Genomic DNA, 10,078 nt, shown 5'->3' with positions numbered 1-10,078 from the left:
TTTTTGGCACGCTGTTGAGTTCTCAAGGAACGGACGCTTCCTTTGTACTCACCCTCTCGGGCTTTCCTCCGGGCTTTCGTTCTGTGTTCTTGCGTTTCCAACTCTACCAGATCATTTCCTCGTCGTTTCCGACTTGGATTTGAATTAGGTGACCGTTGGGGGTCTTTGCCTTTCGGCGCTCCACCACATTAGCGCTTATCCCTTGCCATTCATAATCGAGTGGCCGGCGAAGGAATTCGGGCATGCCGAATAGCACCCCGCCAGGGGTAAGTCGTAGTGAGTGGGTTGGCCGCTCCGGAGGTCTGCTGATGGCAGTGCCCCGTTCAAGCGGCTCGGGCTACGTTAGGCGTGTGGCCGGGTCGAGTCAAGTTGAGCGGCGGCGTGGCGCGTGGGCGCGGTACGGGCTCACCGTCGGGTCGTGGGTGATCCAGAAGCGGTACGGGTGAATGGCGCCGGCTCCGCCGACTCCCGTGCGCGGGCCGCTGCTCACCAGGTCGGGCGAGGTGGGGATGCCGGTGAGGAGGGACAAGGGGGAATCGGGGCCCGCGCAGAGGTCGGTGCCGTCCAGGGAGCGGTCCACCTCCAGGGCGGTGGCGAGACGAGCCGGGCCTTTGGCCAGTTCTCTCGGGTTTCTGGCTGAAAGTCGACGTTTGGCGGCGAGGTCGGCGCCCGTCGTGATCTCCCCGGCGCGGATCAGGACCCCGCTCGCGTGGTCCGGTGGGCCGCACACCAGGTTGAGGCTGAACCACATGCCGTAGATGAAGTAGACGTACGCGTGTCCGGGCGGTCCGAACATGGATGCGTTGCGGGCCGTGCGGCCGCGGTAGGCGTGTGAGCCGGGATCGGACTCCCCCTCGTACGCCTCCACCTCCGTGATGCGCAGTTCGATGGGGCCGTCCGGGGTACGGCGCACCAGGGTGCGGCCGAGGAGGTCCGGGGCCACGATGAGGACCGGCCGGTCGAAGAAGGACCTGGGCAGGGGCGTACGGTCGGGGCGCGCGCTCATCCGGTCGAGCGTAGTGGAACGCGCACACCTGCAACCGGGGCCTAAGGTTCCGCGTTGGTAAGGGGTAGGCGCGGCGTAGTGCCAGTCCTTAGATCCGTATCAGGGAGTTTGAGCATGGGGTTCAGGAAGCTGTTCGCGAGCCTGGGTGCCGGCGGTGCCTCGGTGGACACGATCATCACCGAGCCGAACGTCGTGCCGGGCGGAATCGTCCAGGGCGAGGTCCGGATCCAGGGCGGATCCGTGGAGCAGCAGATCGAGGGGCTGTCGGTCGGGCTGCAGGCGCGGGTCGAGGTCGAGGGTGGTGACCAGGAGTACAAGCAGGACGTGGTCTTCACGAAGCAGCGTCTCGGCGGTGCCTTCAAGGTGGAGGCCGGCGCGCTGCACGTGGTGCCGTTCGGGCTGGAGATCCCCTGGGAGACGCCGATCACCCACTTCGGGGGTCAGCACCTGCACGGGATGAACATCGGGGTGAGCACCGAGCTGGAGATCGCGCGGGCGGTGGACGCGGGTGACCTCGACCCGATCAACGTGCACCCGGTGCCGGCGCAGCAGGCGATCCTCGACGCCTTCCGTCAGCTCGGCTTCTCCTTCCGCAGTGCAGACATGGAGCGCGGGCACATCCGCGGGACGCGGCAGTCGCTGCCCTTCTACCAGGAGATCGAGTTCCTGCCGCCGTCGCAGTACCGCGGGCTGAACCAGGTCGAGCTCACCTTCATCTCGGACGGCCGGGAGATGGACGTCGTCCTGGAGATGGACAAGAAGCCGGGTCTGTTCAGCGAGGGCAGCGACACCTACCGCTGCTTCCAGGTGGGTCTGCAGTCGTACCAGAGCACGGACTGGACGGCTTATCTGAACCAGTGGATCGCCAGCGTCGGTTCGCAGCGCAACTGGTTCTAGGCTCGGGACCGCGTCCGTACGCGGACGCGGATCCGATGTCTCCCCCTCCCGGAGGTTCAGCAGTGTCAGAGCAGAGCAGGGCGCCCCTTCCGCACGACTTCCACCCCGAGGTGCCGTCCTTCACGGTGACCAGCGAGGACGTCTCCCACGGAGCCGATCTGCACGCGGCCCAGGTCCTCACGGGGAAGAACATCTCGCCGCACCTGCGGTGGGAGGGCTTCCCCGAGGGGACGAAGAGCTTCGCCGTGACCTGCTTCGACCCGGACGCGCCCACGGGCAGCGGGTTCTGGCACTGGGTGCTCTTCGACCTGCCGGTGTCGGTGACGGAGCTGCCGGCCGGGGCGGGCAGCGGGGACTTCCCGGGGCTGCCGGAGGGGGCCGTGCACGCGCGGAACGACTACGGCACGCGGGACTTCGGCGGGGCGGCTCCGCCGCGCGGTGAGCGGCACCGCTACGTGTTCACCGTGTACGCGGTGGACCGGGAGCAGCTCGGCCCCGACGAGGACTCGTCTCCGGCGTCCGTCGGTTTCCATCTGCGGTTCCACGCCCTCGGGCGGGCTCAGCTGATCGCCGAGTACGAGTCGCCCGCCCGCTGATCGTTCTCCGAGCGTTTGCCCGGTCCTGGTCTAAAGAAGGCCAGGACCGGGCATTTTTATTGCGTTGTCCCGCGTGGCGCGCGCGGCCAGAGTGGTTGCGGGCCCTGCCGCCGGTGTGGTCGCGGGCCTGCACACGGGAGGTGGGCGAGATGCGGGACACGCTGGTGCTGAATGCGAGCTTCGAGCCGCTGTCGACGGTGACCCTGAACCGGGCTGTCGTCCTGGTACTGCAGGACAAGGCCGTCGTCGAACAGTCGCATCCCGAACTGCGTGTGCGCGCCGCCACCATGGAGCTTCCGATGCCCCGGGTGATCAGGCTCTGCAGGTACGTACGGGTGCCCTTCCGAAGACATGCTCCCTGGTCGCGGAGGGGGGTGCTGGTCCGGGACCAGCACCGTTGCGCGTACTGCGGGAAACGCGCGACGACCGTGGACCACGTGCTGCCCCGGGCCCAGGGGGGCGGGGACACGTGGCTGAACACGGTGGCCTCCTGCGCCGAGGACAACCACCGCAAGGCGGCCCGGACTCCGGAGGAGGCGGGGATGCCGCTCCTCCGGAAGCCCTTCGTGCCGTCTCCGGCGGACGCGATGCTGCTGGCCCTGGGGGTGGGCGCGCGGGAGGCCCTGCCGGAGTGGCTGGAGCGCTCCGCCTAGTCGGATACCCGCTCGCCGGGTCGTCGCGCGCGCTGAGCGGCGTAGGTTTCCTACGCCGCTCAGCGGACCAGCAGCTGGACGATGGCGATGACGCCGACCGTCACGATGACCGCGCGCAGGACGGTCGGCGAGAGCCTGCGGCCGACCTTGGCGCCGACCTGGCCGCCGATGGTGGAGCCGACGGCGATGAGGAGGACGGCCGTCCAGTCGAAGTCGGCGACGAAGAGGAAGACGACGGCCGCGACGCCGTTCACCAGGGCGGCGATGACGTTCTTGACGGCGTTGATGCGTTGCAGGTCCTCGCGGAGCAGCAGGCCCATGAGGCCGAGGTAGAGCACGCCCTGGGCGGCTCCGAAGTAGCCTCCGTACGCGCTGGAGACCAGCATGCCGCCGAGCAGGACCGGGCCGCCGTCGGGGTGGCTCGTGTCGCCACCGGCGGCTTCCTGTCGGCGGCGCAGGGCCGCGGCGAGCCTCGGCTGGAGGACGACGAGCACGAGGGCGAGTCCGATGAGGACGGGCACGATCGTGTCGAAGGAGTCCGACGGCAGGGTGAGGAGCAGGACCGCGCCCGCGAGTCCGCCGACGACGGATACGGAGCCCAGCCGCAGGATGCGGGCCCGCTGGCCCTGGAGTTCCTTGCGGTAGCCGATGGCTCCGCTGATCGAACCGGGCACCAGGCCCAGGGTGTTGGACACGTTGGCGGTCACCGGCGGGAGGCCGGTGGCCAGCAGCACCGGGAAGGTGATCAGCGTGCCGGAGCCGACGATGGTGTTGATCGTGCCCGCGCCGATGCCGGCGGCGAGGACCGCGAGTGATTCCCAGATGGACATGGACTGTGCCATCCCCTTTGCATGAGTGAGTCGCCTCCCCGCCATGAAGGTCGAGGGGCCTCACCGATCATGCAGGAGGGGATGGCCGTTCAGTCGATCGGGGGCTGTTCGCGGCGCTCCGCGGCGTCCTTGTCCCGTGCGGAGGGGATGCCGCCGCCGTCCTTGCCCGCGCCCTGCGGGTTGAAGCCGGAACCGCCGCCCATGGGACCGAAGTTGCCCATGGCACCGGAGAGGCCCTTGAGGGCGTCGCCGATTTCGCTCGGCACGATCCAGAGCTTGTTGGCATCGCCCTCGGCGATCTTCGGGAGCATCTGGAGGTACTGGTAGGCGAGGAGCTTCTGGTCGGCGTCGCCGGCGTGGATGGACTCGAACACCGTGCGGATGGCCTGGGCCTCGCCCTCGGCGCGCAGCGCGGCGGCCTTGGCATCACCTTCGGCGCGCAGGATGGAGGACTGCTTCTCGCCTTCGGCGCGCAGGATCTCGGACTGCCGGACGCCCTCGGCCTGGAGGATCGCGGCGCGCTTGTCGCGGTCGGCGCGCATCTGCTTCTCCATCGAGTCCTGGATGGAGGTCGGCGGCTCGATGGCCTTCAGCTCGACGCGGTTGACGCGGATGCCCCACTTGCCGGTGGCCTCGTCGAGGACCCCGCGCAGGGCCGCGTTGATCTCCTCGCGGGAGGTGAGGGTCCGCTCCAGGTCCATGCCGCCGATGATGTTGCGGAGGGTGGTGACGGTGAGCTGCTCGATGGCCTGGATGTAGCTGGCCACCTCGTACGTCGCGGCCCGGGCGTCGGTCACCTGGTAGTAGATGACCGTGTCGATGTTGACGACCAGGTTGTCCTGGGTGATGACCGGCTGCGGCGGGAAGGGGACGACCTGTTCGCGGAGGTCGATGCGGTTGCGGATCGAGTCGATGAACGGGACGACGATGTTGAGGCCCGCGTTGAGCGTGCGGGTGTAGCGGCCGAACCTCTCGACGATGGCGGCGCTGGCCTGCGGGATCACCTGGATCGTCTTGACCAGTGCGATGAAGACCAGAACCACCAGAATGATCAGGACGATGATGATCGGTTGCATGCGGTTCCCCGTGCCCTTCCGGCTGTCTGTGCTGCCCCGTTGAGCGGAGTCTCGCAGACCCGCGGGCTGCGAGCAGGCTGCTTGTCACATCACGACGGCGGTCGCCCCGTCGATCTCCACGACGTCCACGGACTGGCCCGGTTCGAAACTGGTGTCCGTGTCGAAGGTGCGCGCCGACCAGATCTCGCCGGCGAGCTTGATGCGTCCCCCGCTGCCGTCGACCCGTTCGAGGACGACGGCCGTTCTGCCCCTCAACGCGTCGATGCCGCTGCGGTGTTGGGGGCGCTGGTCGCGGTGCCGGTTGGCGATGGGCCGGACGACGGCGATGAGCGCGACCGACACGATGACGAAGACCAGGACCTGTGCCACCACTCCCCCGCCGAGGGCCGCTGTGACGGAGGCCGCCACGGCGCCGACGGCGAACATGCCGAACTCCGGCATCGCCGTCAGGACGAGGGGGATGCCCAGTCCGACCGCGCCGATGAGCCACCACACCCATGCGTCGATGTCCACATGGTCATGGTAGGTCCGGCGGGCGCGGTCCGGACAGGGTGCGGGGGGGCCGTTACTGACCCAGGGGAAGGCCCTGGGCGGTCCAGCGGTCGCTCCCGTTGCGCTCGACGACCAGGGGGAGGCCGAAGCAGAGCGACAGGTTGCGGGAGGTGAGTTCGAGGTCGATCGGGCCCGCGGTGACGACCTTGCCCTGACGGATCATCAGGACGTGGGTGAAGCCGGGGGCGATCTCCTCGACGTGGTGCGTGACCATGACCATGGAGGGGGCGAGCGGGTCGCGGGCGAGCCGGCCGAGGCGGCGTACGAGGTCCTCGCGGCCGCCGAGGTCCAGGCCGGCGGCGGGCTCGTCGAGGAGCAGCAGCTCGGGGTCGGTCATCAGGGCGCGGGCGATCAGCGTGCGCTTGCGCTCGCCCTCGGAGAGGGTGCCGAACTTGCGGTCGAGGTACTCGGTCATGCCGAGGCGGTCGAGGAAGGCGCGGGCGCGCTGCTCGTCGATCTCCTCGTACTCCTCCTGCCAGGTCGCCGTCATGCCGTAGGCGGCGGTGAGGACGGTCTGCAGGACGGTCTGCCGCTTGGGCAGCTTGTCGGCCATCGCGATGCCGGCGACGCCGATGCGGGGGCGCAGCTCGAACACGTCGGTGCCGGGCTTGCCGAGGGTGCCGCCGAGGATGGTGGCGGTGCCCTTGGTGGGGAAGAGGTAGCTGGAGGCGAGGTTCAGCAGTGTGGTCTTGCCGGCGCCGTTGGGGCCGAGGATCACCCAGCGCTCGCCCTCCTTGACCGACCAGGAGACCTGGTCCACCAGAGCCCGGCCCTCGCGGACCACGGATACGTCCACCAGCTCCAGAACATCGCTCATGAGCGTGTTGTCACCCCTTGCAGTCACGGTTCTCTGTGCGCCGGTAGACGCAGCCCCAGGGGAAAACCTACGCCACTCGGAGAGGGGTCCGGGGCCGGGGCCCGGTGCGGGGTGCGATCCGTAAAGTGGGGGGATGCTTTTCGAACCACGTTCAGGGCGGCTGGCCGCCTGGGGGAACGCGCTGCTGGCCGGTCTGGTCTCGCCCGACGAGGCCGTGTTGTCGATCGTGGGCGAGGACGCCGTGCACCGGGTGGAGGGGCTGCCGGGCGAACCGGGTCCGGTGGGGCTCACCCTGGCGCTCGGCCGGATGCGGGCGCTGGGGGTGACGGGGCTGCGGGTGGCTCTGCCGGCGCCGGGGCATCCGCTGGGGCTGAGCGGGCCGCCGGAGTTCAATGCGCGGGCGCTGGAGGCCGAGGAGGCCGTGGTGTGTGCGGGGGCCGCGCTGGGGCTCGTACCCGAGGTCGACGAGGTGGGGCCCGAGGGTGACGTGCACGTGTCGGTGACCTGGCACTGCCTGCCGGTGCGGGAGGCGCCGCCGGCCGACGTGCCGTCGCTGAGCGAGGCGGAGCGGGAGCTGGCGGAGGCCCTGCGCGAGGCCACCGTGGCGCTGACCCGGCTGGACGTGGCCGGGTCCGGGCCGGTGGCGGAGGCCGCGCTGTCGGCGTACCGGGCGCGGGCTGAGGCGGGGCGGGACGCGCTGGCGCCGGGGTATCCGGCGCGGGCGGTGCGGGTGCTGGCGCTGGCGCAGCGGGTGGACCTGATGGTGTCGCTGGCGTACGAGAACGGGCACGGGGGTGCGGTGGCCGCCTCGGAGATGGCGGCGCGGGCGGAGGCCTTGCGGCCGGTGGAGCGGGTGGCCCGGCGGGCACTCGTCGCGGCGTACAACTCGGCCGTCGAGGGGAGCTAGGCGGAGCCTCGGCTGCGCCGGGGTTCCCGGGGCTCCGCCGCGGACCGCGCTCCTCGAACGCCGGAGGGGCCGGCTTGCCGGGCGGAGCAGTACGAGGGGCGCATCGGGAGCGGACGTGCCGCGGGCCCCGCTTCCCGGGGAGAGGGGGGAAGCGGGGCCGTGGTGCGCGAGGGGCGCGTCAGGCGTTGACGCCGGTGTTGCCGAAGGCGCCGTTGAGCAGGCCGATCACGTTGACCGTGTTGCCGACCACGTTCACGGGGACGTGGACCGGGACCTGGAGCAGGTTCCCGGAGGCCACGCCGGGCGAGTTCAGGGCCTCGCCCTCCGCCGACGCACCGCCGTGCGCCGAGGAGACACCGGCGCCGGCGGCGACGAGGCCGCCCGCGATCATGGTGACGGCTGCGGCCTTCTTGAAGTTCTTCACGTTCTCGTCCTCCAGTACGTCTGCCGCGACCAGCCGTCGCGGCACGCCATGGAGAACGGCGGTCCCCGGGGTAGGGATACGCCATGTGGGCGACATACACCCGACCGTATGAATCTCAGTCCGGAAGGAGACGGTCCGATTTATGTCGCTTATTCGGCGAGTCCGTGCCTGACCGCCCACAATGCGGCCTGGGTCCGGTCGGAAAGGTCCAACTTCATCAGGATGTTCGAAACGTGGGTCTTGACCGTCTTCTCGGACAGCACCAGCGCGCGGGCGATCTCGCGGTTGGAGCGCCCGTCGGCGATCAGGCCGAGCACCTCGCGCTCGCGGTCGGTCAGCGAGCCGGGCCGGCCCGCCGGAGGGCGCTGGTCGTCCTGGGAGAGCAGGGCGACCGCCACCTCCGGCTGGAGCAGCACGTGGCCCGCGTGGACGGAGCGGATGGCGCCGGCCAGGGCGTCCGGGTCGATGTCCTTGTAGACGTATCCCGCGGCGCCGGCCCGCAGGGCGGGGACCACGGTCCGCTGCTCCGTGAAGCTGGTGACGATCAGCACCCGTGCCGGGTTCGCCAGCTCGCGCAGCCTGCGCAGCGCCTCGATCCCGTCGGTGCCCGGCATCTTGATGTCCATGAGGATCACGTCGGGGCGCAGTTCCTCGGCGCGGGCGATGCCCTCCTCGCCGTCGGAGGCCTCGCCGACGACCTCGATGTCCTCCTGGACCTCCAGGAAGGTGCGCAGGCCGCGCCGGACCACCTGGTGGTCGTCGACCAGCAGTACGCGAACGCGGCTGCCGCTGCGGCCGGGGCTCTCAGCCACCGGGTACCTCCATCTCGATCGTCGTGCCCTTGCCGGGCTCGGAGTGCACGGTGAGCCGGCCGCCGACGGCGTCCGCCCGGTCCCGCATGGACACCAGGCCCAGGTGACGGCCCGCCCGGCGGACGAACCGGGGGTCGAAGCCCTTGCCGGAGTCGACGACCTCGAGGACCGCGCCGCCGGCGGGCGTCCGGGTGAGGGCGACCTCCACGCGGTCGCCGCCCGAGTGGCGCAGGGCGTTGTGGAGGGCCTCCTGGGCGACGCGGAGGACCGCTTCCTCCTGGGTCGCGGGGAGGGCCCGTACGCCGTCACACGTGAAGGTGACGTGCGCGGTGTGGGCGCGGTCGAGTACGTGGACGTGCGTGCGCAGGGTGGCGACCAGTCCGTCCTCGTCCAGTGCGGCGGGGCGGAGCTCGGTCACGGCGGCGCGCAGTTCGTCGGCGGCCTCCGCCGCCAGGGCGGCCACCTGCTGGAGCTCGTCCTTGGCGCGGGCCGGGTCGCGGTCGACGAGGGCTGCGGCGGCCTGGGCGGTGAGGCGGAGCGAGAAGAGCTTCTGGCTGACAGCGTCGTGCAGCTCGTGGGCGAGCCGGGAGCGCTCCTCGGCGATGGTGAACTCGCGGCTGCGCTCGTAGAGGCGGGCGTTGGTGAGGGCGATGGCCGCGTGCTGGGCGAGGAGGGAGAGGAGCTCCTGGTCCTCGTCGGTGAAGCCGCGCAGGCCGCCCGGGGCACTCCGCTTGTTCGCGAGGAAGATCGCGGCGAGGGTCTCCTCGCCGTCCCGGACGGGCATGCCGAGGAAGTCGGACATGTCGGGGTGGGCGGCGGGCCAGCCCTCGAAGCGCGGGTCCTCGCGTACGTCGGCCAGCCGCTGGGGGCCGTCCTCGTGGAGCATCGCGGCGAGGATGCCGTGCTGGCGGGGCAGCGGGCCGATGCGGCGCCACTGCTCCGCGCTGATGCCGTCCACGACGAACTGGGCGAAGCCGCCGTGGTCGTCCGGGACGCCCAGGGCCGCGTACTCGGCGTCCAGGAGCTCGCGGGCCGACGCGACGATCGTGCGCAGGACGTCACGGACCTCAAGGCGGCGGCTCATGGCGAGCAGCGCGGTGCTCACTGCGGCCAGGCCGCTGCGGGGTCCGCCCGGCAGGGGGCTTGCGGTCATGGCCTCACCGTACCCGCGGCCGTGACCTGCGGGATCGGGCCGGGGCCTCCCCCGATGGACGTAGGTCCAAGGGACCTGTACGGGTGGGGCCCGCGGCCGACGCGGCGCCGGGCGGGCCCTTCCTAGGTTGGGGGCATCTGCTGATCGGGATGGAAGAGGCGAGGGAGCTGTCATGTCGGTGGCGATCGTGACGGGGGCGTCCAGGGGGCTCGGCCGGGCACTGGCCGGGGAGCTTGCGGCGCAGGGCTGGGACCTGGTGCTGAGTGCGCGGGGGGCGGCGGCGCTGGACGAGGCGGCGGCCGCGCTGGAGCAACGGGGAGGGGCGGCGCGCAGCGCCCCGGTGAGGGGTGGCGGT

At 70.8% G+C, this 10,078-nt stretch carries 13 protein-coding genes; 5 read left to right on the top strand and 8 right to left on the bottom strand.

What is annotated here, in order from left to right; genetic code table 11:
* Positions 1–364: 364 nt before the first annotated feature.
* Positions 365–1,006 carry a DNA-3-methyladenine glycosylase gene (locus tag PV721_RS36585; protein ID WP_319732097.1) on the bottom strand — a complete coding sequence of 214 codons (642 nt, stop codon included), beginning with the start codon at positions 1,004–1,006 and terminating at the stop codon, positions 365–367.
* A gap of 114 nt (positions 1,007–1,120) precedes the next feature.
* Between PV721_RS36585 and PV721_RS36580 the strand changes: the two genes are divergently transcribed.
* The 3 genes from PV721_RS36580 (at position 1,121) to PV721_RS36570 (ending at position 3,152) form a co-directional block, all read left to right on the top strand.
* Positions 1,121–1,903: a sporulation protein gene (locus tag PV721_RS36580; RefSeq protein ID WP_319732095.1), complete on the top strand. Its 783-nt coding sequence runs from the start codon at positions 1,121–1,123 to the stop codon at positions 1,901–1,903.
* A gap of 62 nt (positions 1,904–1,965) precedes the next feature.
* Positions 1,966–2,499, top strand: a complete 534-nt coding sequence (locus tag PV721_RS36575) for a YbhB/YbcL family Raf kinase inhibitor-like protein (RefSeq protein WP_319732093.1) — start codon at positions 1,966–1,968, stop codon at positions 2,497–2,499.
* Between the two features lie 149 nt (positions 2,500–2,648).
* The gene (locus PV721_RS36570) at positions 2,649–3,152 is read left to right on the top strand and encodes an HNH endonuclease (protein ID WP_319732091.1); all 504 of its coding nucleotides are present in this window, start codon (positions 2,649–2,651) and stop codon (positions 3,150–3,152) included.
* Between the two features lie 59 nt (positions 3,153–3,211).
* On the opposite strand, the gene PV721_RS36565 is transcribed toward PV721_RS36570, so the two are convergent.
* The 4 genes from PV721_RS36565 to PV721_RS36550 all read right to left on the bottom strand — a co-directional run bounded on the left by PV721_RS36565 (position 3,212) and on the right by PV721_RS36550 (position 6,427).
* Positions 3,212–3,982 carry a sulfite exporter TauE/SafE family protein gene (locus PV721_RS36565; RefSeq protein ID WP_319732089.1) on the bottom strand — a complete coding sequence of 257 codons (771 nt, stop codon included), beginning with the start codon at positions 3,980–3,982 and terminating at the stop codon, positions 3,212–3,214.
* 89 nt (positions 3,983–4,071) lie between these two features.
* Entirely contained in the window at positions 4,072–5,058 is a 987-nt protein-coding gene (locus tag PV721_RS36560; protein WP_319732087.1) for an SPFH domain-containing protein, read from the bottom strand.
* Positions 5,059–5,142: 84 nt separating this feature from the next.
* A complete protein-coding gene (locus PV721_RS36555) occupies positions 5,143–5,571 on the bottom strand; it encodes an NfeD family protein (RefSeq protein ID WP_319732085.1) in 429 nt (142 codons plus the stop codon).
* Between the two features lie 52 nt (positions 5,572–5,623).
* Positions 5,624–6,427: an ABC transporter ATP-binding protein gene (locus PV721_RS36550; RefSeq protein WP_030717054.1), complete on the bottom strand. Its 804-nt coding sequence runs from the start codon at positions 6,425–6,427 to the stop codon at positions 5,624–5,626.
* A 133-nt stretch (positions 6,428–6,560) separates the two neighbouring features.
* Between PV721_RS36550 and PV721_RS36545 the strand changes: the two genes are divergently transcribed.
* Entirely contained in the window at positions 6,561–7,334 is a 774-nt protein-coding gene (locus PV721_RS36545; protein ID WP_319732082.1) for a hypothetical protein, read from the top strand.
* A 178-nt stretch (positions 7,335–7,512) separates the two neighbouring features.
* Here PV721_RS36545 and PV721_RS36540 read toward each other — a convergent pair whose 3' ends face one another.
* The 3 genes from PV721_RS36540 to PV721_RS36530 form a co-directional block, all read right to left on the bottom strand.
* Positions 7,513–7,758 (bottom strand): chaplin, encoded by a 246-nt coding sequence (locus PV721_RS36540; protein WP_319732101.1) that lies wholly within the window; start codon positions 7,756–7,758, stop codon positions 7,513–7,515.
* 149 nt (positions 7,759–7,907) lie between these two features.
* The gene (locus PV721_RS36535; protein ID WP_319732080.1) at positions 7,908–8,570 is read right to left on the bottom strand and encodes a response regulator transcription factor; all 663 of its coding nucleotides are present in this window, start codon (positions 8,568–8,570) and stop codon (positions 7,908–7,910) included.
* Entirely contained in the window at positions 8,563–9,708 is a 1,146-nt protein-coding gene (locus tag PV721_RS36530) for a GAF domain-containing sensor histidine kinase (protein ID WP_319732099.1), read from the bottom strand. Before PV721_RS36530 ends, PV721_RS36535 begins: the two co-directional genes overlap by 8 nt.
* 187 nt (positions 9,709–9,895) lie before the next feature.
* On the opposite strand from PV721_RS36530, the gene PV721_RS36525 reads away from it, so the two are divergent.
* Positions 9,896–10,078, top strand: a 183-nt coding sequence (locus PV721_RS36525; RefSeq protein WP_319732078.1) for an SDR family NAD(P)-dependent oxidoreductase, incomplete at its 3' end; no start/stop codon positions are given.

It is taken from the genome of Streptomyces sp. MB09-01, from assembly GCF_033794505.1.
GTDB lineage: Bacteria > Actinomycetota > Actinomycetes > Streptomycetales > Streptomycetaceae > Streptomyces.
Note: the sequence above shows the minus strand (reverse complement) of the source record. Positions and strands in the feature narration are given on the sequence as shown.